The organism is Streptomyces sp. NPDC028711, assembly GCF_055565415.1.
The window spans coordinates 26716-51917 of sequence record NZ_JBVHUJ010000016.1; the positions used below are offsets into that span (position 1 = coordinate 26716).

The 25202-nt window shown below is 74.1% G+C and carries 22 protein-coding genes; 9 read left to right on the forward strand and 13 right to left on the reverse strand.

All coding sequences use genetic code 11. The features are described 5' to 3' along the window. Nucleotides 1-102 precede the first annotated feature (102 nt). The 4 genes from ACZ4VK_RS34685 to ACZ4VK_RS34700 form a co-directional block, all read right to left on the reverse strand. Nucleotides 103-1017: a hypothetical protein gene (locus ACZ4VK_RS34685; protein WP_468361295.1), complete on the reverse strand. Its 915-nt coding sequence runs from the start codon at nucleotides 1015-1017 to the stop codon at nucleotides 103-105. Beyond that, nucleotides 1014-1610 carry a hypothetical protein gene (locus tag ACZ4VK_RS34690; RefSeq protein WP_468361298.1) on the reverse strand — a complete coding sequence of 199 codons (597 nt, stop codon included), beginning with the start codon at nucleotides 1608-1610 and terminating at the stop codon, nucleotides 1014-1016. The genes ACZ4VK_RS34685 and ACZ4VK_RS34690 overlap by 4 nt, the downstream gene beginning before the upstream one ends. Beyond that, on the reverse strand, nucleotides 1607-3151 hold the full coding sequence (locus tag ACZ4VK_RS34695) for a hypothetical protein (RefSeq protein ID WP_468361301.1): 1545 nt from the start codon (nucleotides 3149-3151) through the stop codon (nucleotides 1607-1609). Before ACZ4VK_RS34695 ends, ACZ4VK_RS34690 begins: the two co-directional genes overlap by 4 nt. A 91-nt stretch (nucleotides 3152-3242) precedes the next feature. Further along, nucleotides 3243-3953: a GntR family transcriptional regulator gene (locus tag ACZ4VK_RS34700; protein ID WP_468361304.1), complete on the reverse strand. Its 711-nt coding sequence runs from the start codon at nucleotides 3951-3953 to the stop codon at nucleotides 3243-3245. Nucleotides 3954-4059: 106 nt separating this feature from the next. On the opposite strand from ACZ4VK_RS34700, the gene ACZ4VK_RS34705 reads away from it, so the two are divergent. From ACZ4VK_RS34705 to ACZ4VK_RS34715, 3 genes are read left to right on the forward strand one after another with little or no spacing between them, the layout of a single operon-like run. Then, nucleotides 4060-4836 (forward strand): LamB/YcsF family protein, encoded by a 777-nt coding sequence (locus ACZ4VK_RS34705; RefSeq protein ID WP_468361307.1) that lies wholly within the window; start codon nucleotides 4060-4062, stop codon nucleotides 4834-4836. Beyond that, nucleotides 4833-5474, forward strand: coding sequence for a 5-oxoprolinase subunit PxpB (gene pxpB / locus ACZ4VK_RS34710; protein WP_468361310.1), 642 nt, complete (start codon nucleotides 4833-4835; stop codon nucleotides 5472-5474). The genes ACZ4VK_RS34705 and pxpB overlap by 4 nt, the downstream gene beginning before the upstream one ends. Further along, the gene (locus ACZ4VK_RS34715; RefSeq protein WP_468361313.1) at nucleotides 5471-6349 is read left to right on the forward strand and encodes a 5-oxoprolinase subunit C family protein; all 879 of its coding nucleotides are present in this window, start codon (nucleotides 5471-5473) and stop codon (nucleotides 6347-6349) included. The genes pxpB and ACZ4VK_RS34715 overlap by 4 nt, the downstream gene beginning before the upstream one ends. Before the next feature lie 134 nt (nucleotides 6350-6483). Here the strand turns inward: ACZ4VK_RS34715 and ACZ4VK_RS34720 are convergent, their stop codons facing one another. The 6 genes from ACZ4VK_RS34720 to ACZ4VK_RS34745 all read right to left on the reverse strand — a co-directional run bounded on the left by ACZ4VK_RS34720 (nucleotide 6484) and on the right by ACZ4VK_RS34745 (nucleotide 15690). Further along, nucleotides 6484-10092, reverse strand: coding sequence for a hydantoinase B/oxoprolinase family protein (locus ACZ4VK_RS34720; protein ID WP_468361316.1), 3609 nt, complete (start codon nucleotides 10090-10092; stop codon nucleotides 6484-6486). Beyond that, nucleotides 10089-10928 carry an SGNH/GDSL hydrolase family protein gene (locus ACZ4VK_RS34725; protein ID WP_468361319.1) on the reverse strand — a complete coding sequence of 280 codons (840 nt, stop codon included), beginning with the start codon at nucleotides 10926-10928 and terminating at the stop codon, nucleotides 10089-10091. The genes ACZ4VK_RS34720 and ACZ4VK_RS34725 overlap by 4 nt, the downstream gene beginning before the upstream one ends. A gap of 107 nt (nucleotides 10929-11035) precedes the next feature. After that, nucleotides 11036-12274, reverse strand: coding sequence for a glycosyltransferase (locus tag ACZ4VK_RS34730; protein ID WP_468361322.1), 1239 nt, complete (start codon nucleotides 12272-12274; stop codon nucleotides 11036-11038). Between the two features lie 26 nt (nucleotides 12275-12300). Further along, the gene (locus ACZ4VK_RS34735; RefSeq protein WP_468361325.1) at nucleotides 12301-13422 is read right to left on the reverse strand and encodes a glycosyltransferase family 4 protein; all 1122 of its coding nucleotides are present in this window, start codon (nucleotides 13420-13422) and stop codon (nucleotides 12301-12303) included. A gap of 204 nt (nucleotides 13423-13626) precedes the next feature. Next, nucleotides 13627-15042 carry a HEAT repeat domain-containing protein gene (locus ACZ4VK_RS34740; RefSeq protein WP_468361328.1) on the reverse strand — a complete coding sequence of 472 codons (1416 nt, stop codon included), beginning with the start codon at nucleotides 15040-15042 and terminating at the stop codon, nucleotides 13627-13629. Nucleotides 15043-15297: 255 nt separating this feature from the next. Beyond that, complete coding sequence (locus ACZ4VK_RS34745; protein ID WP_468361331.1) at nucleotides 15298-15690, reverse strand: ankyrin repeat domain-containing protein; 393 nt, start codon at nucleotides 15688-15690, stop codon at nucleotides 15298-15300. A gap of 309 nt (nucleotides 15691-15999) precedes the next feature. On the opposite strand from ACZ4VK_RS34745, the gene ACZ4VK_RS34750 reads away from it, so the two are divergent. Continuing rightward, on the forward strand, nucleotides 16000-16194 hold the full coding sequence (locus tag ACZ4VK_RS34750) for a hypothetical protein (protein ID WP_015032212.1): 195 nt from the start codon (nucleotides 16000-16002) through the stop codon (nucleotides 16192-16194). Between the two features lie 37 nt (nucleotides 16195-16231). Beyond that, nucleotides 16232-18067, forward strand: a complete 1836-nt coding sequence (locus tag ACZ4VK_RS34755; protein WP_468361334.1) for a hypothetical protein — start codon at nucleotides 16232-16234, stop codon at nucleotides 18065-18067. A gap of 68 nt (nucleotides 18068-18135) precedes the next feature. Here the strand turns inward: ACZ4VK_RS34755 and ACZ4VK_RS34760 are convergent, their stop codons facing one another. Continuing rightward, nucleotides 18136-19635, reverse strand: a complete 1500-nt coding sequence (locus ACZ4VK_RS34760; RefSeq protein ID WP_468361337.1) for an SCO1417 family PLP biosynthesis transcription factor — start codon at nucleotides 19633-19635, stop codon at nucleotides 18136-18138. A 101-nt stretch (nucleotides 19636-19736) separates the two neighbouring features. On the opposite strand from ACZ4VK_RS34760, the gene yczE reads away from it, so the two are divergent. From yczE to ACZ4VK_RS34780, 4 genes are all read left to right on the forward strand, one after another. Next, nucleotides 19737-20405, forward strand: coding sequence for a membrane protein YczE (yczE, locus tag ACZ4VK_RS34765; protein WP_468361339.1), 669 nt, complete (start codon nucleotides 19737-19739; stop codon nucleotides 20403-20405). After that, nucleotides 20402-21166 (forward strand): glycerophosphodiester phosphodiesterase family protein, encoded by a 765-nt coding sequence (locus ACZ4VK_RS34770; protein WP_468361342.1) that lies wholly within the window; start codon nucleotides 20402-20404, stop codon nucleotides 21164-21166. The genes yczE and ACZ4VK_RS34770 overlap by 4 nt, the downstream gene beginning before the upstream one ends. A gap of 70 nt (nucleotides 21167-21236) precedes the next feature. Further along, entirely contained in the window at nucleotides 21237-22607 is a 1371-nt protein-coding gene (locus tag ACZ4VK_RS34775; RefSeq protein WP_468361345.1) for an MFS transporter, read from the forward strand. 255 nt (nucleotides 22608-22862) lie between these two features. After that, nucleotides 22863-23237: an RNA polymerase-binding protein RbpA gene (locus tag ACZ4VK_RS34780; protein WP_015032218.1), complete on the forward strand. Its 375-nt coding sequence runs from the start codon at nucleotides 22863-22865 to the stop codon at nucleotides 23235-23237. A gap of 104 nt (nucleotides 23238-23341) precedes the next feature. On the opposite strand, the gene fxsA is transcribed toward ACZ4VK_RS34780, so the two are convergent. Continuing rightward, nucleotides 23342-23935: an FxsA family membrane protein gene (gene fxsA / locus ACZ4VK_RS34785; protein WP_468361348.1), complete on the reverse strand. Its 594-nt coding sequence runs from the start codon at nucleotides 23933-23935 to the stop codon at nucleotides 23342-23344. Nucleotides 23936-24052: 117 nt separating this feature from the next. Next, complete coding sequence (locus ACZ4VK_RS34790; protein ID WP_468361351.1) at nucleotides 24053-24829, reverse strand: polyprenol monophosphomannose synthase; 777 nt, start codon at nucleotides 24827-24829, stop codon at nucleotides 24053-24055. Nucleotides 24830-25202 lie beyond the last annotated feature (373 nt).

Genomic DNA, 25202 nt, shown 5'->3' on the forward strand with positions numbered 1-25202 from the left:
GCGCGGGGCGGTCGGGGAGGTCGGTCGCCCGGCTGGGTCACGCGGCTCGGTCGGGCGGATCGGTGACGCGGCTCGGTCGGGCCGCTCGGTCGGGCGGCTCGGTCAGGGGTGGAAGGGGAGGCCCGCGTCGGCCGCGAGCTCCAGGTCGTCGCCCTCGGGCGGCGGAACCAGGGTCGCGGAGCCGTCGCTGACGGGGACGACGCCGAGCTCCAGGAGTTCGGCCATCGCGGCGGAACCGGCCATGTCGCGGACCTGGAGCTGGTAGCGGGCGGTGGTGCGGTAGGAGCCGCCGCCCTCGTCGCCGGTGCGCTGGAGGAAGCCGGAGTCGGTGAGGAAGGCGGCCGCCTTGCCGACGATGCCGGTGGTGGACCCGGCGAGGCGGCGGGCGTCCTTGGTGGCGCCGGTGGCGCTGCGCCGGGCGTAGATCCGCCAGGCCGCCTCAAGGCCGGGCGCGTCCGATGCCGGGTCGGTGTTCTCGCCCTGCTCCTCCGCCCGCTGTTCGAGACGCAGACACGCCTGGCGTACGAACGCGTCCACGCCGTTGACGGTGAGACGGCCGATGTACGCGTCGTCCGCGAGATCCTCGGGGCGGGGGAAGGCCATGGCGGCGACGGCGAGATGGGCCAGGCCGTGCAGGAACCGGTCGGCGGAGTCCGTGGAGGCGCGGCGCGCGTAGTCGCCCATGCGGACGGCGAACACCGAGTCCTCGCCGGCGGTGACGGCCATGCCCGCGCGTGGGGAGACCTCCAGGACGATGAGGCCGAGGCCGGTGGCGACGGCGTCGGCGAGGCGCGCGAACGGGGGGTCCTCGCGGTAGCGCCGGAGCAGTTCGCCGTACTCGGCGTCACGGGCCGGGAGCAGCTTGGGCTGGAGCCCGAAGGAGACGAGCCGGGCGGCGTCGGCGGCGTCGGCCGGGGTGACTGCGGCAGTGCCGGTGCCGGTCGCGGGCGTGGCCGGGGGCTGCGGGGACTCCTGCTCGCCCCACGCGTCCGCGTACTCGGCGTGGGTTTCGCTCACGGCTGGGGCTCCTCGGTACGGCTCTCGGTCGGTGTCGGTTCGGCGGGGGTGACGGGTCGGGTCAGGGGCAACGGCACGGGGGTGACGGCCGCGGGGGGCGTGGCGGGCCGGTCCGTGGGGGTGGGCGGTTCCTCCGTGAGGCGTACGGCGCGTACGGAGGGGACGTCCCGGCGCCGGACGGACGGCGTGCGGGACGGCTCGGGCACGGGCACGACCCCGAACCGGGGGCGGGTACCGGAGGGCAGCGGGGGCCGGTCCTCGGCGTCACCGCGCGCTCCGGCGGGCGGGTCGACGTGGACGGGCCGCACGCGGGGGCCGGGCTCCGATACCTGCTCCGGTTCCGGCTCCGGTTCCCGTTCGAGGTCGGGCTCGGGCTGGGGCTGGGGCTGGGGTTCAGGATCGGGCTCGGGCTCCGGTTCGGATTCCGGTTCCGGTTCGGGCTGTTCCGGCTCCACCGCCGGCGAGGTGGACGGGTCGTCGTCGCGTACGCCGGTGTCCGCGGGCACGGCGAGGGTCGGGACCGACGTGTCCGGAAGGACGGCCGGTTCGGCGGCGACGGCGATCGTCGTGGGGGCGGGCGGGACGAGGGTCACGTGGCCTCCGTGCGGTCGGCGGCCATGCCCGCCGCGTCGAGCAGGGCCGTACCGACGATGAGGTCGGCACCCCCGAACTCCGGGTCGTCGAGCGGGGTGCCGTCGTCGACGGCGAAGAGGAGGCGCTCCTCGCCCTGGCGGTAGGCGGTGCCCACCGGAGGGCTCGCCGCGTGGACGGCGAGGAGGGCGACGAGATACGGCAGGTCCCCGTCGAGCTCGCGGGCCTCGGCGAGCAGCCCGGAGAGGCGCCGCGGGGCGTCGTGCTCCAGATCGAGCAGGCGCAGGGCGCTCGCGAGCTGTTCCTCGCTGAAGCGGGAGTCGTCGGGGGTGGCGATGAGGTCGGGCTCGGGCATCTCCGCGCCGAGGTGCTCGCGCTCGACGGGCGGGGTCAGCAGCAGGTCGACGAGGTCGCCGAGGCGCACGGAGGCGGGGGTGCGCAGGCCGGTGCCCCGGGCGAAGAAGGCGTCGGTGACCCTGGCGGCCTGTTCGACGGGGAGCGGCAGGGTCGGGGCGACGAGCTGCCCGTACAGGTCGAGCCCGGTGTACGTGGTGGGGGCGGCGAACGCCTGCCGGTCCTGCTCGGCGCGGAAGAGCGGCCCGGCGTCCAGGAGCCGGGACTGGAGCTGGGTGTGGCGCCGGATGCAGTCCTTCACTATGTCGACGAGCTCGGCGGCGCGCCGCTTGTGCTCGGCCGTCCTGGCGTCGGACATCGCCTCGGCCTCGTCGCGGACCCTGCGGATGTTGGTGAGGATCGCGTTCTCGTGGCGGTAGCGGTCGGCGACGTGGTCGAGCGCCTCGGCGATCATGTCGGGCACCGCGTTGAGCCAGTCCACCGCGCGCACGTTGCGCCGGGTGGCCTCCAGGGTCTTGCGGAGGGTCTCGGCGTACTGCACGGTCCGGTAGCGCGCCTGCTCTGCGGCGAGCTGGGCGTCGGCGAGGCGGCCCCGGTTGATGAGGACCTCCAGCTTCACCTCGGCGGCGATCTGCGCGCTGGTGACGTCGGTGTCGAGAGCTCCGACGAGGACGTTGACCGCTTCGTCGGTCGTCCGGAGGTAGACCCCGCCGCCGTACCCCGGGACCTCCTCGATGAGCTTGAAGTCGTAGTCCCTGCGGACGTAGACCCCGTCGGTCCCGAAGGTGCCGTAGACGGCGCGGAAGCCGCGGTCGACGCTGCCGACGTTGATCAGGTTCTCCAGGACCCAGCGGGCCACACGCTCGTGCTCGGCGGCGGGCCGGTCGGGCGCCTGGGCGGCGACGCGGGGCAGCAGGCGGGCGACGATCTGCTCGTGGTCGGCGCCGGTGTCGAAGTCCATGTTCAGCGTGATGAGGTCGATCGCGGCGAGGGCCACCTCGGCCATCGCGTAGACCGAGTACTCGCCTGCGAGGTTCGCCTTGCGCGCGTCGAGGTCGTGCAGCGGGGCGGTGCACGCGAGCGCGCGGAGGCGCCGCGCGAGCCCTTCGTCGGCGGCCGGGCCCTGCGCGGGCCGCGGCCCCGCGCTGAGCTGGGGCGGAGCGAGGTCCGTCGAGGCAGGCGAAGTCACGGTGCACAGATTAGGTCCTCGAACTGACAACGGTCGAAACGGCGCAGATGCGACCGGCCCCGGGGAGCCGGGCCGGCCGGGCTCCGGGAGGTCAGTGCGGCGGGTCCGCCGGTCTTTCGACGACCCGGGCGTACGCGGCGGCGAGCCGCGTGCGGGAGTCGTCCAGGTAGCGGGCGAGGAGGTCTTCGGCCGTGGTCCGCTCGCCGGCCCGCAGGGCGTCCAGGATCTCCCGGTTCCGGGCAAGGTACGGCTCGTGCAGGGCACGGGGGTCGTCGACGACGTGGAAGACGAGGCGGAGTTCGGCGAGGACGCCCCGCATCAGCTCGTCGGTGCGGGCGCTGCCCGCGAGGGCGACGAGTTCGCGGTGGAAGTGGATGTTGGCCGTCGAGACGCCGTTCCAGTCCCCCGCTCGCGCGGCGGTCTCGCCCTCCGTCACGGCGGCGGTGAGCGCGTCCAGGGCGTACGGGGGCTGCCCGAGGCCGCGCACGACGGCGCACTCGACGAGGCGTCGAGTGCGGTGGATGTCGTCCACGTCGTCGGCGGCGAGCACGCGCACGAAGACGCCGCGGTTGAGTTCGTGGACGAGCAGCCGCTCGTGGGTGAGGAGCCGGAAGGCCTCGCGCAGGGTGTTGCGGGAGACACCGAGCGCGCCGCCGATGGCGTCCTCGGAGAGCCGGGTGCCGGGCGGGAAATACCCCTCCGCGACCCGGGTGCGCAGGATGTCCGCGACCCGTTCCGCCGTGCTGGTGCGACCGAGGAGCACCCGGTCCGCGGTCAGGTCCCCGGCTTCGCTCGCTGCCATGCCGCTCCCACTCCTCAGCCGGACATCGGTCATCTTGTCGGATCGTTCAACAATCCTCTACCTTGACGGAGCACCGTACGGTACCCCTCCCTCCTGCGAGGTGCAGATGCGCACGCCCCCGGACCAGGCTCCGATCGATCTCAACGCCGATCTCGGAGAGGGCTTCGGCCGCTGGACGCTCACCGACGACGAGCAGCTGCTGTCGGTGGTGACCAGCGCCAATGTGGCCTGCGGGTTCCACGCCGGTGACGCGGCCACCATGCGGCGGGTCTGCGAGCTCGCGGCCGGCCGGGGGGTACGGATCGGGGCCCAGGTCTCCTATCGCGACCTGGCCGGGTTCGGACGGCGTTCGATGGACGTCCCGGCGGCGGAGCTGGCCGCCGAGGTGGCGTACCAGATCGGCGCCCTTGAGGTCTTCGCACGGGCGGCAGGCGCGCGCGTGGCGTACGTGAAGCCGCACGGGGCGCTCTACAACCGGGTGGTCCGGGACGAGGAGCAGGCGGCGGCGGTCGTCGAGGGCGTGCTGCTCGCGGACCGCTCGCTGCCGGTCCTGGGACTGCCCGGGTCGCGGCTGCACGAGGCCGCGGAGGCGGCGGGGCTGCCGGTCGTAGCCGAGGCCTTCGGCGACCGGGCCTACCGGGCCGACGGCTCCCTGGTGCCGCGCGGGCAGGCGGGCGCGGTCGTCAGTGACCCGGCCGCCGTGGTGGAACGGTCGGTGGCCATGGCGCGGTTCGGGGTGGTCACGGCGGACTGCGGGAGTTCCGTGGCGGTCCGGCCGCGGTCGCTGTGTCTGCACGGCGACACCCCGGGCGCGGTGGAGCTCGCCCGGCGGGTCCGGGAACGCCTGGAGACCTCCGGGGTCCGGGTGGAGGCCTTCGCGTGACGGTGCGGGCGCTGCGGGTCGGCGAGCGGGCCGTCCTCGTGGAGCTGGCCGACGGCCCGGAGACCGAGGCGTTCCACGCCGAGCTGCTGCGGCGGCGGGCGGCCGGCACGCTGCCCGCCGTACGGGAGATCGTGCCGGCGGCGCGGACCGTCCTCCTCGACGGAGTGGCCGAACCGGACCGGCTGGCGGCCGAGCTGACCGATGGGGAGGTGGGGCCGCTCCCCGCGCGCGTGGACCGGGCGGTCGAGATACCGGTGCGCTACGACGGGCCCGACCTCGGTGAGGTCGCCGCGCTGTGGGGGGTGTCCATCGAGGCGGCGGTACGGATCCACACGGCCGCCGAGTACCGGGTCGCCTTCTGCGGGTTCGCACCGGGCTTCGGCTATCTGACGGGGCTCGACGAGCGGTACGGGGTGCCGCGGCGGGCCACTCCGCGTACCGCCGTCCCGGCCGGGTCGGTCGCCCTGGCGGGGCCGTACACGGGCGTGTACCCGCGCTCCTCCCCCGGCGGCTGGCAGTTGATCGGCACGACGGACGCGGTGCTCTGGGACACGGACCGGGAGCCGGCCGCGCTGCTCGTCCCGGGGACCCGCGTCCGGTTCACGGCGACGGGCGTCACGACGGAGGGCGGGCGGTGAGCGACCGGGCCCTCGCCGTGGTCCGGGCCGGAGCCCTGACGACCGTGCAGGACCTGGGACGTCCCGGCCACGCGCATCTCGGCGTGCCCCGCTCGGGAGCCCTCGACCCGGCGGCCGTACGGCTCGTGAACCGTCTCGTCGGCAACCCGGAGACGGCGGCCGTCCTGGAGACCACCGTCGACGGCTGCGCGGTACGGCCCCGGTGCGCGGTGACCGTCGCCGTGGGCGGCGCCCCCTGCCCGGTCCGCGTGGACGGACGCCCCGCCGCCTGGGGAACCGCGGTACGGGTGGCGGCCGGCTCCGTCCTGGAGATCGGCGCCGCCGTGCGTGGCGTACGCGCGTACGTGGCGCTCGGGGGCGGGATCGGCGTCGAACCGGTGCTCGGCAGCCGCTCCACCGATCTGCTCTCCGGCCTCGGCCCGGCACCGCTGGCGGACGAGACCGTCCTGCCGCTTGGACCGTCTCGCTCGTCGGCGGACACCGCCGTGAAGGGGCCGGTCGACGTTCCCCCGTGGCCGGGGCCGCCCGACGAGCTCGTGCTGCGGATCCGGCTGGGGCCCCGCGACGACTGGTTCACCGCCGAGGCGCTCCGCACCCTCGTCACGCGCGCGTACCGGGTGTCGCCGGCGAGCAACCGCATCGGACTGCGACTCGAAGGCCCGGCCCTGGCACGGGCCCTGCCGGGCGAGCTGGCGAGCGAGGGCATGGTCCTCGGCGCGGTCCAGGTGCCGCCCGACGGGAGGCCCGTGGTGTTCCTGGCGGACCATCCGACCACCGGCGGCTACCCGGTGGTCGGGGTGGTGCGGGAGGCCGACCTGGGCGCGGCGGCGCAGGCGGTGCCGGGGACTCCGGTGCGGTTCGTCCCGGTGCGCTGAGGCCGTCGGGAAGCGGCGGAGAGGCGTCCCGCCGTTGCGGAAGCGCGGCGGGCACGGCGTCTCCCCGTGCGGAAGCGCGGCGGCGCGGGCGTCTCGCCGCGCCTGGGGCCGCTCACGCCTCGCCGCGACGCCGCTCACGCCTCGGCTGGTGGTGGCCCGTAGCCCCCTCCTCCGGGCGTGCGCAGGACCAGGACGTCGTCGGGGCCGACCTCCGTGGTGGCGGCGCCGGCGAGGTGCTCGACGGTGCCGTCGGCGCGTTCCACGAGGTTCTCGCCGAGGGCGCCCGGCTCGCCGCCCGCCATGCCGTACGGGGGGACGCGCCGGTGTCCGGTGAGGAGGGCCACGGTCATCGGCTCCAGGAACCGGATGCGGCGTTCCACCCCGCGCCCGCCACGCCACCGGCCGCGTCCGCCGCCGCCGTCCCGTACCGCGAAGGAGTCGACCCTGACCGGGTGCCGCCACTCCAGGATCTCGGGGTCCGTGAGCCGCGAGTTGGTCATGTGGGTCTGGACGGCGTCGGCGCCGTCGAAGCCGTCTCCGGCGCCCGAGCCGCTGGCGACGGTCTCGTAGTACTGCACGCGCGCGTTGCCGAAGGTGACGTTGTTCATGGTGCCGGAGCCCTCCGCCTGGACCCGGAGGGCCGCGTAGAGCGCGCCCGTGACGGCCTGGGAGGTCTCGACGTTCCCGGCGACGGTGGCGGCCGGGGGGACGGGGGCGAGCATGGAGCCGGGCGGGACGCGGATCTCCAGGGGTTCGAGGCAGCCGCTGTTGAGCGGGATGTCCTCGTCGACGAGGGTGCGGAAGACGTACAGGACGGCGGCCATGACGACGGCCGTGGGCGCGTTGGCGTTCCCGGGGAGCTGCGGGGAGGTGCCGGTGAAGTCGATGAGCGCGGAGCGCCGTTCGCGGTCGACGCGGACCGCGACCTGGATGACCGCGCCGCCGTCGGTCTCGTAGCGGTACGCGCCGTCCTCCAGGCGCGCGACGATGCGGCGCACGGACTCCTCGGCGTTGGCGCGGACGTGCCGCATGTAGGCCTGGACGACGTCGAGGCCGAACTCCTCGACGGTTCTCCGCAGTTCCTCGATGCCCTTCTCGTTGGCCGCGATCTGGGCGCGCAGGTCGGCGAGGTTGGTGTCCGGGTCGCGGGAGGGGTGGCGCGCGCCGGTGAGCAGGGCCCGCGTCTCGGCCTCGCGCAGCCGTCCGTCCCGTACGAGCAGCCAGTTGTCGAAGAGGACGCCCTCCTCGTCGACGGTCCGGCTGAAGGCGGGCATGGAGCCGGGGGTGATGCCGCCGATCTCGGCGTGGTGACCCCGTGAGGCGACCAGGAAGCGGAGTTCGTCGCCCGTGTCGCTGAACACCGGGGTCACGACGGTGACGTCGGGCAGATGGGTGCCGCCGTGGTACGGGTCGTTGATCGCGTACACGTCGCCGGGGCGCAGGTCGTCCGCGCGCCGCCGCAGGACCTCCTTGATGGATTCGCCCATGGAGCCGAGGTGGACGGGGATGTGGGGCGCGTTGGCGATGAGGTTGCCCTCGGCGTCGAAGAGGGCGCAGGAGAAGTCGAGGCGTTCCTTGATGTTGACGGACTGGGCGGTGTTCTCCAGGCGGACGCCCATCTGCTCGGCGGTGGCCATGAAGAGGTTGTTGAAGACCTCCAGGAGGACGGGGTCGACGTCCGTGCCGGCCGCCACGCGCGCGGGGCGCGGGGTGACGCGGTGGAGGAGGAGGTGTCCGGTGTCGTGCGCGGTGGCCCGCCAGCCGTCGTCGACGACGGTGGTGGCATCGGACTCGGCGAGGATCGCGGGGCCGTCCACGGTGTCGCCGGGCCGCAGTTCCTCCCGCCGGTGGAGGGGGGCTTCGCGGGGTGTGCCCTCGCTGTACATCCGGACGGTGGCGTGGGGCGTGAGCGGGCCGGTCCGGCCGTCCGGGGGCTCCGGGCCGGCGTGGACGGGGCCGTGGGGGCCCGCGCGGGCGACGGCCTCGACGGAGACGGCCTCGACGACGAGGGGCCGGTCCAGGGTGAAGGCGTACCGGGCGCGGTGGGCGGCTGTGAACGCGGCTTCCAGCTCCTCGGGGGGTGCGAGGTCGACCTGGAGGCTCGCGTCCGTGCCCGCGTACCGCAGGAGTACGCGCGCGTGGGTCGTGATCGCCGTGTCCGTAAGTCCGTCGGCACGCAGCTCGGCCCGGGTCAGCGCGGCGAGTTCGGCGCAGAGGGCCGTGACGCGCTCGGCGCTTCCGGGGGCGGCGAGTTCGGCCTCGACGGACCGCTCCCGCATGGCCGTGGCGTCGGCGAGCCCGATGCCGTACGCGGAGAGCACTCCGGCCAGCGGGGGTACGAGGACGGTGTCGACACCCAGGGCGTCGGCGACGGCGCAGGCGTGCTGGCCGCCGGCGCCGCCGAAGCTGGTGAGCGCGTACCGGGTGACGTCGTGGCCGCGCTGCACGGAGATCTTCTTGACGGCGTTGGCCATGTTGAGGACGGCGATCTCCAGGAAGCCCGCGGCGACCTCCTCCGGGGTGCGGCCGCCGCCGACCTCCTCGGCGAGGGCCGTGAACCATTCGCGTACGACGTCGGCGTCCAGGGGCAGGTCTCCGGACTCGCCGAAGACGGCGGGGAAGTGGGCGGGCTGTACGCGGCCGAGCATGACGTTGGCGTCGGTGACCGTGAGGGGACCGCCCCGGCGGTAGCAGGCGGGCCCTGGGACGGCGCCGGCCGAGTCGGGGCCCACGCGGTAGCGGCGTCCGTCGAAGTGGAGGACGGATCCGCCGCCGGCCGCGACGGTGTGGATGCTCATCATCGGTGCCCGCATCCGCACCCCTGCGACCTGTGTACCGAGTTCACGCTCGAAGGCCCCGGCGTAGTGCGACACATCGGTGGAGGTGCCGCCCATGTCGAAGCCGATGACGCGCTCGTGCCCCGCCTGTCCCGAGGTGCGCGCCATGCCGACGACGCCGCCGGCGGGTCCTGACAGGACCGCGTCCTTGCCACGGAAGTGGGCCGCCTCGCGCAGTCCCCCGTTGGACTGCATGAACATGAGGCGGATTCCGGCGAGTTCACGGGCGACCTCGTCGACGTACCGGCGCAGGATCGGCGAGAGGTAGGCGTCGACGACGGTGGTGTCGCCGCGTGGGACGAGCTTGATGAGCGGGCTCACCTCGTGCGAGCAGCTGATCTGGGCGAAGCCGGCGGCACGGGCGATCTCCGCGATCCGCGCCTCGTGCGTCGGGTGGCGGTAGCCGTGCAGGAGGACGACGGCCACGGAGCGGAATCCGTCGCGGTGGGCGGTGGCGAGTGCCTCGGTGACGGCGGGCTCGTCCAGAGGCCGGACGACGTGCCCGTGGGCGTCGACCCGTTCGGGGACCTCGACCACGCGCGCGTAGACCGCTTCGGGGAGCACGATGTGGCGGTCGAAGAGCCGGGGCCGGTTCTGGTAGGCGATGCGGAGCGCGTCGCGGAAGCCCTCGGTGACGAGGAGGACGGTCGGCTCGCCGCGCCGCTCCAGGAGGGCGTTGGTGGCGACGGTGGTGCCCATCTTGACTACGGCGATCCGGTCGGCGGGGACGGGTTCGCCCGGCGTCAGCCCGAGGAGGAGACGGATTCCGGCGACGGCGGCGTCCTGCTGCCGGGCGGGGTCGTGGGAGAGCAGCTTGCGGGTGACGAGCCGGCCGTCCGGCCGTCTGCCCACGATGTCGGTGAAGGTGCCGCCCCGGTCGATCCAGAACTCCCAGCGCCCGTTCATCTCTCCATTGTGGCCGCGAGCGCGGCGTTGAGGGCGGCGTCCGCGCGCGCGTCGAGGGGAGCGGGGCCGGTGCCGTCGGCCCAGTGGCGCAGTTCGGCGCCGGCGAGCAGGAGGAGCTGAGGGAGCAGGTCACGGCTGCGCCGGACGAGCCAGCCGGTACCGGCCGTGGCGAGCCAGAGAGCGGCCTCGGCGCGGGTCGGAGGCGGCTGGGCCGGCTCCCGTGCGGGCGGTGCGCCGTGGGCGAGTCCCCGCTGGACGAGGAGCCGGTGGAAGCCCTCGGCGACGGCACGGTGGCCGCGCTCCCCGGGGTGGAGCCGGTCGGCGCTCCACAGGGCGCGATCCTCGGTCCAGCTGTCGTCGGCGAGGTGCAGATGGACGGCCTCGTACCGGGCGGAGAGGGCGTGCACGACGGCGTTCACGGACCGCTGACGGCGGGCGAGCGGGCGCGCCAGCGGGGGTGGCAGGCCGAGCATCCGGCCGGGGTCGGGCAGACAGGCGGTGAGGAGTACGGCTCCGAGGGCGTCGAGGTCGGCACAGACGCGGTCCATGTGGCGGGCGAGGAGCCCGATGTCGAAGGTGCGGCGCAGGGTGTCGTTGACCCCGACGACGACAGAGGCGAGGTGCGGCCGGAAGGCGAGGGCGCGGGGTGCCTGCCGCTCGGCGACGTCTCCGCTGAGGGCTCCGCTGACGGCGAGGTTCAGGAGCGCGGTCTCCTGCCCCTGGCTCGGGAGCGCGTCGGCGAGCAACGGTGCCCAGCCACGCCAGGCGCCGTCCACCCGGTCCCCGACGCCCGCGCTGAGCGAGTCCCCGAGCACGGCGAACCGGACGGCGTCCACGGCAGCGCCCCCGGCGCCGGGGCCGTCACCGGCATGGGGCCCGCGACGGTTTCGTGGCGCGGCTACGCGGGAGAGGGCCGTGCCCACGGCGGTCGCCCGGTCCCGGGTCATCGCCGGGCCTTCTCGGGGAGGCGGGGCCGCGGTGCCGACAGGGCGTCGTGAGCACGGAGGAAGGCGGTGACGGAGCGGTCCCAGGTGAAGACCTCCGCACGCGCGCGTGCGGCCGCGCGGCGGGCGCTCTCCGGACCGGCGAGGAGTCCCCGGACGGCCGACGCGAAGGCCCCGGGTGTGTCCACTGCGGCGGCCCCGGCGGTGCCGACGACCTCCGGAAGCGCGGAGGACGCGCTGACGACGACAGGAGTCCCGCAGGCGAGGGCTTCGAGGGCGGAGAGACCGAACGTCTCGGCCGGTCCCGGTGCCAGGCACACGTCGGCCGCCGCCTGGAGGTCCGCGAGGGCCTCCCGGTCCGCGACGTGCCCGAGGAACCGCACCGGGAGCCGACGCTCCCGCGCCCGCCGCTCCAGGGCACCCCGCAGGGGCCCGTCGCCCGCGACCACGAGCGCGGCGGCGACGCCCGCGTCCCGCAGCTCGGCGAGGGCGTCCAGGGCCGTGCCTGGCCGCTTCTCGACGGAGAGCCGTGAGCAGAGCAGGAGCAGCACCCGCTCCCCGCCGGCGTACCGGGCCCGCAGTGCGGTGCCGCGGCGGTCGGGCCTGCACCGGTCGAGATCCACGCCGAGCGGGGCCCGTACGACGTTGCGGGCCCCGATCCGTACGAACTCGCGCTCCGCCCACTCCGTGGTGCAGACGATCCGCGAGAACGCCCACGCCGTGCGGCGGTTGAGCCGGTCCGCCGCGCGGGCGGCGACGGCGGGCGGCACGCCCCAGGTGCGCAGCACCCCGTCCGCCGTCTCGTGGGAGACCATCACCGAGGGCACGCGGGCGCGCCGCGCCCACTCCCCCGTCCACCGCAGGGTCGTACGGTCCGAGACCTCGATCCGGTCGGGTGCGAGTCCGTCGAGGAGGCGGCGCACGCGGCGCCGGTCGGCGAGGACCCGGTAACCGCCGGTGCCGGGCAGGACCGGACCGGGGAGCGTGATGACCCGGCCCTGCGCGGTGTGGTGGTCGCTCTCGGCCTCACCGGGGACGACGAGGACCGGTTCGTGTCCGGCCGCGAGGTAGCCGCGGCCGAGCTGGTCGAGGGCGGTGCGGAGGCCGCCGGAGGAGGGGGTCACGAAGTTGGCGAGCCGCACGATACGAAGACCGCGGGGCGCGCCGTCGCCGCGCACACCGTCGTCACGTACACCGTCGTCACGCACACGGTCGTCACGCACACGGTCGCTGTTCATACCGTCACTGCTCGCGCCGTCGCCGCTCACGCCGCCACCGCCGTCCGCTCGCGCAGGACCTCCAGGTAGTGGCCGATCAGCTCGTCCCCGAGCGCTTCCCAGGTGCGGCCCTCCACGGCGACCCGGCCCGCCCGGCCGTAGGCCGCGCGCAGGTCCGGTGCGGCGGCGAGCGCGACGACGGCCTCGCGCAGCGCGTCCGGGTCCCCCGGTGGTACGAGGAGCCCGGTGCGGCCGTGATCGACCAGGTCCAAGGGCCCCCCGGCGGCGGGGGCGACGACGGGGACGCCGCTCGCCATGGCCTCCTGGACGGTCTGGCAGAAGGTCTCGAACGGGCCGGTGTGGGCGAACACGTCGAGCGAGGCGAAGACCCTGGCCAGGTCGGCGCCGGTGCGGCGGCCGAGGAACCGGGCGCCCGGCAGCGCGGTGCGCAGCGCGGGCCCGCTCGGCCCGTCTCCGACGACCACCAGGCGCACGCCGGGGAGTTCCGCCACGGCGGCGAGGAGATCCACGCGCTTCTCGGGGGCGAGGCGACCGACGTAGCCGACGAGGAGTTCCCCTTCGGGTGCGAGTTCCCGGCGCAGGGCGGTGTCCCGCAGCTCGGGGCGGAAGCGTGCGGTGTCCACGCCGCGTCCCCAGAGCCGGACGCGGCCTATGCCGTGGGCCTCCAGGTCGCGGACGGCGGCGGAGGAGGGGGCGAGGGTGCGGTCGGCCGCTCCGTGGACGGCGCGGAGGCGCCGCCAGGCGGCGCCCTCGCCGGTGCCCACGTAGGTGCGGGCGTAGCCGGCGAGGTCGGTCTGGTAGACGGCGACGGCGGGAATGCCGAGCCGGGCGGCCGCGGTCATCCCGCGCACCCCGAGGACGAACGGTCCGGCGAGGTGGACGAGGTCGGCGCGGTGGGCGGCGATGGCCGCGGCGACACGGCGGCTGGGCAGGGCGACCCGTACCTGCGGATAGCCGGGGAGGGGGAGGGAGGGCACCCGTACGACGCCGCACGGGGCGTCGGCGCCCGCGGCCGGGTCGGCGACGGCGGGGGCGATGACGAGCGGGGTGTGGCCCCGCAGGACCAGATGGCGCGCGGTCTGCAGGGCGCAGTGCGCCACACCGTTGACATCGGGAGGAAAGGATTCGGTGACGATGACGACACGCATACGGGTGTTGTCGTCGCGCCCGGCGTGCCCCCGCCGACGTCGATCTGGACGGGGAGGGAACGTCCCATGAGCGTTTCGCGCGGGGCCGTCGCCGGGCGACGCACGGGGGTGGGGGCACGCCCGCCCGGTCCTCCGGGGCGGGGCCTCGCGTGGCGGGTTCTCCGTCGCGGGCCGCGCCGCCCCGGAGGCGGTGGGGGCAGGGGGTCAGACCTGGAGGTCCGGGCCTATCCGGTTGCGGACCGCGGTCTGGACCTCGACCTCCTCGGCCGGGTCGGCGGCGAGGCGGCGCAACCGCTCGGCGACGCGGACGTCCCCGGTCTCGGCGTGCTGGGCCGCGACCTCGCGGGTGGTCTCCTCGCAGTCCCAGAGGCATTCGACGGCGAAGCCGGTCGCGAAGGTGGGGTCGGTGGCGGCGAGGGCACGGGCCACGCGCCCGCGTAGCTGCGAGGAGGCCGTCTCGCGGTAGACGTGGCGCAGTACGGGGGCCGCGCAGGCGATGCCGAGGCGGCCGACGCCGTCGACGAGCCCGGCGAGCGCGGGCGAGTCGGGGCCTTCGGAGCGGATGGTGTCGCGGAGCGCGCCGAGGACGGAGGGGGAGTCCTGGGCGGTGCCGCGGCAGGCGAGCACGTCGGCGGCGGCGGCGCCGAGGGCGTCGGTCCTGCGGACCCACGCGCGGGCGCGGGCGACCGCGTCCTCGCCGCACATGCGCCGGTAGGCGGCGACGGCGGCTTCGGCGACCTCGTGCGAGTCGCCGTCGGCGGCGGCCTCGACGAGGTCGAGGACGGCGGGGTCCCGCGACTCGGCGAGGTGGTGCAGGGCGGCGCCCCGGGCTCCCACCGAGCCGTGACGGGCGGCGGCGAGCAGCTCGGGCCGGTCCTCGGGGCCCGCGACGGCGGTCAGGCAGCGGGCGGCGGGCCCGTACAGGACGGCTCCGCGCTCGTATCCCTCCTGCGCCCAGTCGAGGACGGCCCGGACGCTCCAGCCGGGGCGGGGCCCGGCGGGGCGCATCTGGCGCTGCCAGCGGTCGAAGGAGCCCTGTTCCTGGGCGGCCCTGACCCGGGCGCCGACGGCGTCGCGCTGATCTTCTGCCCAGAGCCGCCACGGGCGGGGCTCGAAGGCGTCCCTGACGATGCCGGCCAGCTCGGCGTCGCCCTCCGCGTCGGCCGGGAAGCGGGCCAGTACGGGAACGGCGAGCGCGCGCAGTCCGGCGTCGTCGTCGCGGAGCGCCAGCTCGTCGAGGGCCCAGGCCCAGTTCGTGCCGGTCGCCGCGTAGCGGCGGAGCAGGAGCAGGGCGTCCTGGCGTCCGTAGGACGCGAGGTGCCCGAGGACGGAGAGCGCGAGCCCGGTCCTCGACTCCTCGGTGTCGAGGTGGTCCTCGGCCGCGAAGAGGTGCGCCTCGATCGCCTCGAGACCGCCGTGGAGGTCCAGGTAGAGACGGGCGTAGTAGAGGGAGCGGTTCTCGACCTGCCAGTCGTGGCGGGGGTCGTCGAGAACGCAGTGGTTGAGGGCCGCGAGGGCCTCGGCGCGTGGCGCGGCGAGCGCGTGCAGGGTGCCGTCGCCGCGGCCCCGCTGCAGCAGGCCGAGCAGGGTGCCGCTCGGCGCTATGACTGGATCGAACATGGGAAGACGCCTCACATCAAGCTGTCGACACGACCGGGGGATACCGGGATGACCCGGGTCAGGCGGTACATCGCTGTACGCCTAGGCCGTGCGGCAACATGTCGGGCCGCCCGTCGTCCTGCGCTTGCCAGTGACCATCTTCCTCTGCCTCTCGTCGGTGGCCCGTTTTGCCGGGCCCGACGTCATGATGACCCACCCATTTCGCCACCGCGACCACATTTACGACGCCGCTCTCACCTGGGGTTCAGTACCCGTTCACCGGGTTCCGAAGAGCTCGATGAGTTCGGTCTTGCCGAACATCCGGGCGGTGTCGACGGCGGACGGAGTCCCAGCTTCCGGATTCGCGCCGCCGGCGAGGAGCGCGCGGATCACGGCGTCCTCGCCCTTGAAGACGGCGCCGGCGAGCGGGGTCTGGCCGCGGTCGTTGGCGCGGTCGGCGTCGGCACCGCGCGCGAGGAGGGCGGAGACGGCGCCGGCGTGGCCGTGGTAGGCGGCGAGCATGACGAGGGAGTCGCCCTTGTCGTTGGTGAGGTTCGCGGGGACGCCCGCGTCGACGTAGGCGGCGAGCGCGTCGGCGTCCCCGGTCCGCGCGAGGTCGAAGACCTTGGACGCCAGTTCGATGACCTCGGGGTCCGGAGTCTCGCTCATCGGGTGGGACCGCCTCTCTCCTGCGTTGTCGGCCTGCGCACGGCGAGCGCCGCCGTACGAGTGAATCGACAGGGTACTGCCCGTCCGGTGACATGACCTCGCGCGACCGAGGCAAAGATCACGGCATCCCGCACCCGGTTCGTCCCTCTAACCCACACCGGGCATTTCGCCACCCGACAGTGCGTTCGACGTCCGCCGGTCAAGTGAAATCGACCGTTTTTCACCTGAATGAACCTTTAGTCACATAGATACTTGCTGTGAACTTGGAAGGACTCATGGTGACTGTCCCCCTCAACCAGGAGAACACCAATGATCCTGTCCATCTCAGGCGTCGTCCTGCTCGGCATCATCTGCTTCCTGTTCTTCAAGAAGGACGGGATGAAGGCCTCGCACGCCCTCGTCAGCGCGCTGTTCGGCTTCTACCTCGCGGGCACCGCCATCGCCCCGAGCATCACGGCGGGCGGGCAGAGCCTCGCCGGCCTCCTGGGCGGGATCAAGTTCTGACGCCCTTCCGTCCCTTCCACCACCTCAGGAGTACTTCGTGGCCCGGCGACCACTCCCCCGCATTCTGAGCAGCGGCAACGCACAGATCGCTCGCAGTCGAGAGATCGCGCGTACGGCCGCCGACAGCGCCACCGACGTGCTCCATCCCCTGATCACGGTCTCCCGTGGTCTGCGGAAGCTGGCCGCCACCGCGCGCGCCAAGTGGGCCGCGACCCCCAAGGAACGGCGTGGTCCCACGCTGTTCCTGGTCGCGGCCTGCGTCCTGGTCATCGCCCTCGCGCCGTACGGACCGCTCTTCGCACTGGTCACGCTCATGGGCGCGGCCGCGTGGAAGGGACGCGTACGGCCGGTCGTGAAGACCGGGCCCGACGACGCGGAGGTCGCCCGGCTCAAGGGCCTGTACGAGGCCCTCGTGCCCTACTTCTCCGTGCCCGACGACCCCTCCCCGCTCTTCGCCCACGGAGGCGACTGGAGCGGCGCCTTCGCGGAGTACGCCTTCGACGAGGACGGGCGGCTCACCCGGCTGCGGATCGCCTACCCCCCGTACTTCACCGACGGCGAGCCCGAGGCACGCGCGCGCATCGAGCATCTTCTGCACGCCAAGTCGGGGCGCGGCCGCGAGTACCGCTTCGACTGGGACGAGGAGGGCAACCGGCTCGTCATGAGCGTGCTGCCCGCCCTGCCCACCACGATCGCCGCCCAGCGCTTCGTCACCGTGCCGGGCGAGACGGTCCTCGGCTTCACCGACGCGGACGCCGTGCAGCGGACCGTGCCCGTGGTCGTGGCGGACGGTACGGAGGACGCGCCGGCCGTGGTCTGGCGCACCGGCCCCCGCTCCACCGAGCCGCATCTGCTCGTCGTGGGCCAGCCGGGCAGCGGCACCACCTCCCTGCTCCGTTCGATCGCCCTGCAGGCCCTCCCCCACGGCGACGTGCTGATCATCGAGGGCGGCGGCACCGGCGAGTACGCCTGCCTCACCGGCCGCGACGGCGTCCTCGCCGTCGAGTGCGGTCTTTCCGGCTCCCTGGCCGGCCTGGAATGGGCGGCGCACGAGACGGAACGCCGGCTCGTCGCCGCCAACCGGGCCCGGCAGGCCGGCCACCCGGCGCCCGAAGACACCCGGCGGCCGCTGTGGATCCTGCTCGACCGGCCGAGCGTCCTCGGCCACCTGGCCGCCGCCGACGGCCGCACCGACCCGCAGGAGCTGCTCCAGGTGCCGCTGCGGCACGGGCGCGCCGCCCAGGTCACGGTGGTGGTCGCCGAGCAGTTCGACAGCGTGGAATCGCTCAGCGAGGCGGTACGCACGCACACGCGTGCCCGGATCGTGCTCGGCCCCGCCGCGCCGGAGCAGATCTCGGCGGTCCTCGGCGCGGAGCCCCACACCACCCCGATGCCCCAGGTCCCCGCGGGCCGCGGCTACGCCCGTCTGGGTACCGGCCCGGTCCTGCGCCTCCAGGTGCCGGCGACGCCCGACCCATACGACGACGCGACGAGCGAGGCACACCGGAGGGCGGTCCTGGACCTCCTCCCGGAGCGCCGCGCGGCGACGGCCCCGGCGGCCGAGACGGTCGCCGGCCCGACCTCCATGTCGAAGGCGGTCACCGGTCCGGCCCCCGAGCCTCAGGTCGTGATCGGTTCACCCACCGAACCCCAGATCGTGATCGGCTCACCCCCCGAGCCCCAGGTCGTGATCGGTTCGTCCCCCGAACCCCGGACCGTCGCGGGCTCGCCCCCGGAGCCCAAGACCGTCGTCAGCCCGGCCCCCGTCCCCGAGACCCTCGCCGCTTCGGCCCCCGAGCCGGCCCCCGCACCCCGCGCCGAACCGCACCCGGGCCCAGCCCCCCTGCACGCCCCGGTGCCCGCCGAGGGCTGAGCACGCGCACGCGGAGAGGCCGGTACGGACCTGGGGTCCGTACCGGCCTCTCCGCGTGACACAGACCGCTACGCCACGAACGACCGCGGCGGCTCCGTCCCCCCGCCCGCGCCCGACTCGACCAGGCGGGCCGCCGCGGCCAGCCGTGCGGCGGCCTCGTCGGCGACCGGCCCGCCGACCGTGAAGGGCAGCCGGACGAAGCCCTCGAAGGCCCCGTCGACGCCGAAACGCGGACCGGAGGGGACGCGGACCCCGACCCGCTCCCCCGCCTCGGCGAGCCGGGAGCCGGAGAGGCCGCCGGTGCGGACCCAGAGGGTCAGGCCGCCCTGCGGCACCGCGAACTCCCACTCGGGGAGCTCCCTGCGGACGGCGGTGACGAGCGCGTCCCGGTTCTCCCGTGCCTGCTCGCGGCGGAGCGCCACGGCCTCCTCCCAGCCGCCGGTGTGCATGAGCCAGTTCACGCCCAGTTGTTCGAGGACCGGCGTGCCGAGGTCGGCGTACGCGCGCGCGGCCACCAGGGAGCGGATGACGTCGGGAGCCGCCCGCACCCAGCCGATGCGCATGCCGGCCCAGAACGCCTTGCTGGCCGAGCCGACCGTCAGGACCGTCGAGCCGGCCGGGTCGAAGGCGCAGACCGGGCGGGGCATCTCCAGGTCGTCGTCGAGGTGCAGCTCGGCCATGGTCTCGTCGACGACGAGCACGGTGCCGGCCGAGCGGGCGGCGTCCACGAGCTGCCTGCGCTGGTCCTCGTCGGCCAGCGCCCCGGTCGGGTTGTGGAAGTCGGCCACCACGTACGCGAGGCGGGGTGCCGCGTCCCGCAGCACCTGGCGCCAGCGGCTCAGGTCCCAGCTTCCGAGGCCCTCGGACATGGCGACGGGCACGAGCCGGGCCCCGGCCTCCCGCATCAGCTGGAGGATGTTGGCGTACGAGGGGGACTCGACGGCGATGCGCTCGCCGCGTCCCGCGAAGAGGTGGCAGATGGCGTCGATGGCACCCATGGCGCCGGTGGTGACCATGATCTGCTCGGGCATCGTGGGGATGCCGCGCGCGGTGTAGCGGTCGGCGAGCATCTGCCGCAGCGCGGGCAGCCCCGCCGGGTAGTCCCCGTGGGTGTGGGCGTACGGAGGCAGTTCCTCCAGAGCGCCCTGGATGCCACGGGTGAGCCAGGGTTCGGGCGCGGGCAGGGCCGCGCAGCCGAGGTCGATCATCGAGCCGAGGGACTCCGGGGGCAGCGGTTCGAGGCCGCGGGCGGGCAGCGGGTTCCCGGCCGGTACGGCGGTCCAGCTGCCTGCCCCCCGCCGGGACTCGAGGAAGCCCTCGGCGCGGAGCGCCTCGTAGGCCGCGGCCACCGTCGTGCGGCTGACGGTGAGGGCGAGGGCGAGTTCGCGCTCGGCGGGCAGCCGGGCGGCGACCGGGACCCGGCCCTCCAGGACGAGCAGACGGATCCCGTCGGCCAGCGCGCGGTAGGCGGGCGGCTTGCGCGCGCCGGGCCCGGCGGGCCGCGGCTGCTGCGCCCGCAGCTGCCGTGCGAGCTGAGCCGGTCCTACCGCCGAAGTCCACTGGGCCATCGAAATCAGTCCACCTTCCTCGAATTGGCCATGGTTGGCATCCGTTCCCCCGCCACAGAGTGTCATGAGCCAGTCCACTACCACCACCCTGGGGGGAATCCTTGTCCATCGCCTCCGGCCATCCCGGCCGGTACCTCACCCGTCGGCTCGTCCAGCTCTACGTGGGCCTCGCGCTGTACGGGGTCAGCTCGGCGCTTCTCGTCCGCAGCGGTCTCGGCCTGGAGCCCTGGGGCGTCCTCCATCAGGGTCTCGCCGAGAAGACGGGCCTGACCATCGGGGTGGTGTCGATCATCGTCGGGGCCGTGGTGCTGCTGCTGTGGATCCCGATCCGGCAGCGGCCGGGGCTCGGCACGGTCTCCAACGTGTTCGCGATCGGTCTGGCGATGGACGGCACCCTGGCGCTCGTCCCGGACGTCCACGGCCTGGTCGGGCGGATCCCGCTGCTCGCGGCCGGCATCGTCCTCAACGGAGTCGCGACGGGCCTGTACATCGCGGCGCGCTTCGGCCCCGGCCCGCGGGACGGCCTGATGACCGGTCTGCACCGGCTCACCGGCCGTTCGATCCGTCTGGTGCGGACGGCGATCGAGGTGGCGGTCGTCGCCACCGGTTTCCTGCTCGGCGGCTCGGTCGGCGTCGGCACGGTCCTGTACGCGCTCGCGATCGGGCCGCTCGCCCAGTTCTTCCTTCGCTGGTTCGCCGTTCCCGAGCCGGACCCCGGCAGCACCGCGGTCGCCCCGGCGACACCGTCAGGGGCCATACTGCGGCGGTGACTCGCGTACGCCACCCCTATCTCGACCATCCCTCGCCCCTCCCGTTCGCCCATCGCGGCGGCACGGCGAACGGCCTGGAGAACACCGCAGCCGCCTTCCGCCGGGCCGCCGCCGCGGGCTACCGGTACTTCGAGACCGATGTGCACACGACGGCGGACGGGGCGCTCGTCGCCTTCCACGACGCGACCCTCGACCGGGTCACGGACGCCACGGGCCGGATCCGGGACCTGCCGTGGGAGGCGGTGCGCGAGGCCCGCGTGGCGGGCAGCGAACCACTGGCGCTCTTCGCCGACCTCCTGGACGAGTTCCCGGAGGCCCGGTGGAACGTGGACCTCAAGGCCGAGTCGGCCCTGGAGCCGCTGGTGGACCTGATCCACAGGACGGGGGCCTGGGACCGGGTCTGCGTGGGCTCCTTCACCGAGGCCCGGGTGGCACGGGCGCAGCGTCTCGCCGGCCCCCGGCTCGCCACCTCGTACGGGGTGCGCGGGGTGCTCGGGCTGCGGCTGCGCTCGCTCGGCATCCCGGCGGCGGTACGGGCCGGGGCGGTGGCCGCGCAGGTCCCCGAGCGCCAGGGCGGCGTCCAGGTCGTGGACCGGCGTTTCGTCCGGGAGGCGCACGCGCGCGGGCTCCAGGTCCATGTGTGGACGGTGAACGATCCGGCCCGGATGAACTCTCTCCTCGACCTCGGGGTCGATGGCATCATGACCGATCAGCTGGAGACGCTGCGCACGGTGCTGACCGAGCGGGGCGTGTGGGTCTGAGCGCGCGTGCCGGGGGCACCGGGCCCGGGTCACCGGTCCGGATCACGGGGACGAACGAGGGGGCGGGGCCTTGACCGCTGGAACCACCGAACCGGAGGAGTACGCCGCCGGGCCCGCCGAGCGCCGGCGGGAGCAGCGGGGCTGGTACTTCTACGACTTCGCGTGCTCGGTCTACTCGACGAGCGTGCTCACCGTGTTCCTCGGCCCGTACCTGAACTCCGTGGCCCGTGCGGCGTCCGACGCGGAGGGCTTCGTCCACCCGCTCGGGATCCCGGTGCGGGCCGGTTCGCTCTTCGCGTACGCCGTGTCCGCCTCGCTCGTCGTCGCGGTCCTGGTGATGCCGCTGGTGGGCGCGGTGGCGGACCGTACGGGCCGGAAGAAGCCGCTGCTCGCCGCCTCGGCCTACCTGGGGGCGACGGCCACGGCGGGGATGTTCTTCCTCGCGGGCGAGCGGTATCTGCTGGGCGCGTTCCTGCTGATCGTGGCGAACGCCTCGCTCGCGGTCTCCATGACGCTCTACAACGCGTATCTGCCGCAGATCGCGGAGCCCGAGGAGCGGGACGCGGTCTCCTCGCGCGGCTGGGCCTTCGGCTACACGTCCGGAGCGCTGGTCCTCGTCCTGAACCTGATCCTGTACTCCGGCCACGACTCCTTCGGTCTCACCGAGGGCGAGGCGGTCCGGATCTGTCTGGCCTCGGCCGGTGTGTGGTGGGGCGCCTTCACCGTCGTACCGCTGCGGCGGCTGCGCGACCGGCGGATCCGCTCCGAGGGATACGAAGGGGCGGGCGGGGGCCCGGTCGGCAGTGGGTGGCGGCAGCTGCGGGCGACGCTCAAGGACATGCGCGGGCACCCGCTGACGCTCTCCTTCCTCCTCGCCTACCTGGTCTACAACGACGGTGTGCAGACGGTGATCTCGCAGGCCTCGGTGTACGGCTCGGAGGAGCTGGGGCTCGACCAGACCACGCTCATCACGGCGGTCCTGCTGGTCCAGGTGCTCGCGGTGGCGGGGGCGCTCGGCATGGGGCGACTCGCCCGGGCGTACGGCGCCAAGCGGACGATTCTCGCCTCGCTCGCGGTCTGGACGCTGATCCTGGTGGCGGGCTACCTCCTGCCGGCCGACGCGCCGGTGTTCTTCTACTGCCTGGCGGCCGCGATCGGCCTGGTCCTGGGCGGTAGCCAGGCTCTGTCGCGCTCGCTGTTCTCGCATCTGGTGCCGCGCGGCAAGGAGGCGGAGTACTTCTCGGCGTACGAGATGAGCGACCGCGGGCTCAGCTGGCTCGGTCCGCTCGTGTTCGGTCTCGCGTATCAGCTGACCGGAAGCTACCGGGATGCCATCATCTCCCTGGTGATCTTCTTCGTGGTCGGCTTCGCCCTGCTCGCCCGGGTTCCGGTGCGGCGCGCGGTGGAAGCCGCGGGGAACACCGTTCCTGACCGTATTTAGACGTGGCAGCGAAAGGGCGGTAGTGTACGCGTTTGGCCTGCCAGGCGGACCGTTACTGCGTGCTGCTTTGGTGAAAACGCCGGGTCACTTCTGCCGCCAGATGTGACAAAACGGGCACTGGTGGGTACAACAAGGGGCGGCACGACGGGCGACGCATGACCCGGCACGGGAATCTTTACCGCCGACCGGACGTTGACCGGATAACGACGACAGCGACACCTGTCCTGTGGGCGACAAGCCCGGGAGGCACGATTCATGAGTGAGCGAGCTCTTCGCGGCACGCGCCTCGTGGTGACGAGCTACGAGACCGACCGCGGCATCGATCTGGCCCCGCGCCAGGCGGTGGAGTACGCATGCGAGAAGGGACATCGTTTTGAGATGCCCTTCTCGGTTGAGGCGGAGATTCCGCCGGAGTGGGAGTGCAAGGTCTGCGGAATCCAGGCACTCCTGGTGGATGGGGACGGACCTGAGGAGAAGAAGGGCAAGCCTGCGCGTACGCACTGGGACATGCTCATGGAGCGGCGCACCCGCGAGGAGCTGGAGGAGGTCCTCGCCGAAAGGCTGGCCGTCCTTCGTTCCGGCGCCATGAACATCGCCGTGCATCCGCGCGACAGCCGTAAGTCCGCCTAGCGGACCCACCGGACGAACAACGCCGCGGGGCCCGGTACACGAACTGTGTACCGGGCCCCGCGGCGTTCGCGTGCCCCACCCCGCAGGGGGAAGGGGGAAGCGCGTCAGGGGGTCAGGGGCGGGCGGTGCTCGTCGGCGCTCCGGGGGCCGCCGGCGGCGTCCTCGCGGATGACCTCGCCCTGGACGACCTTGCCGTCCGGGCGGTGGATACGCGCCTGCTGGAAGGCGTCCTGGAGGCTGCCGGGAGGCGCGGCGCTGATCCGGCGCTCGGCGGCCCTGTCCGCGTACCGCCCGAGGAAGGAGCGGACCGGGGGGATCAGCAGGAGCAGTCCGGCCGCGTCCGAGACCAGGCCCGGGATCATGAGGAGCAGGCCGCCGAGCATCAGGAAGCCGTTGCGGTCCTCCGCGCCGGTCCGCTCGGGGGTCTGGGGCAGCTGCCCCGACTGAGCGGCCGCCTGGGCCTGCTGGAAGGTCGAGGTGAGGTTCCTGAAGGCGCGCCGTCCCGCCCGCTTCATGACGGCGGCACCGAGCACGGCGCCGCCGACGAGCAGGGCGAGGACGGTCAGGCCGCCCGCCGCGCCCGCCACCACCGTGAGCAGCCAGATCTCGAGGACCAGCCAGGCGGCGACGCCGAGCGGGAGGAACGTACGCGCGCGTGAGCGCTTGGGGGCGAGGGGAGGCGGTGCGCCGGTCGTCATGGTCCCCAGTGTGCCTGGGGCCACGCCGGAACGTCGTAAAGAGGGGATCAGGACGGCCGGGACCGGGGAGCCGGCCCCGGACGCGTCAGGAGGACCGGTGAGCCGGCCCCCGGCCGGTCAGGAGGAACGGCGGCCGAGCAGCTTGCCGACCTTCTCCGCCCGCGCGGAGACGCCCCAGCCGGTGACCCGCCACAGCGCCTCGACGACGATGTTCCGGCTCATCTTCGAGTCGCCGACCTCACGCTCCACGAAGGTGATCGGCACCTCGACGACATGGAAGCCGGCGGCGACCGCCCGGCGGGCCAGGTCGACCTGGAAGCAGTACCCCGCGGAGGCCACGTCCTCCAGGCCCAGGCCCTCCAGGGTCTCCTTGCGGAAGGCCCGGTAGCCGCCGGTGACGTCGCGGATCGGTACGTCCAGCATCACGCGGGAGTAGAGGCTGCCGCCCCGGGAGATGAACTCGCGGGACTTCGGCCAGTTCACGATCCGGCCGCCGGGCACCCAGCGGGAGCCGAGCACCAGGTCCGCGCCCTTGAGGGCGGTGAGCAGCCGCGGGAGCTCCTCGGGCTGGTGGGAGCCGTCGGCGTCCATCTCGACGAGGACGCCGTACCCGTGCTCGATGCCCCACCGGAAGCCGGCGAGGTAGGCGGCGCCGAGCCCCTCCTTGCCCTTGCGGTGCAGGACGTGCACATGGTCGTCGTCGGACGCGATCTCGTCCGCGAACTTGCCCGTGCCGTCAGGGCTGTTGTCGTCGGCGACGAGAACGTGCGCCTCGGGCACGGCCTCCCGCACCCGCGCGACGATCGGCTTGATGTTCTCCGCCTCGTTGTAGGTCGGAATGATCACCAAGGCCTTGCCGAGCGGGCCGTAACGCCTCTGGCCACCGTCGTTCACTACTGCCCCTTCGGATACAAACGCAGGCCCCCACCATAGCGAGGTCCCCGGAGTGCTCCGCCTCGGCGGGTCCTGTGGCAGGGGTGGCGTGCGGTGCGGGGCCCGACGTCCTTCGGTCCGACCTGGGATCCGCTGGCTGCGGGTCGACCGAGAGCCGTTGTCTACTGAACGTCCGGGCCCCACCCGGGTCGCACCTTCCGCCGGAGAAACCTTCCCTCGTGGCCGAGGCGCGGGAGGCGTTCGGCGTCTGCGAGGAGGTGGTCCGGTCGGACGTCCTGTGGTGGACGCGGAGAACCTACCCGCCCCTGACGGTCGGCTGTCAATACCGGCTTGACCTGCGGAGACGTACCAAAAGGCCAGGCCGGAGGGGAAG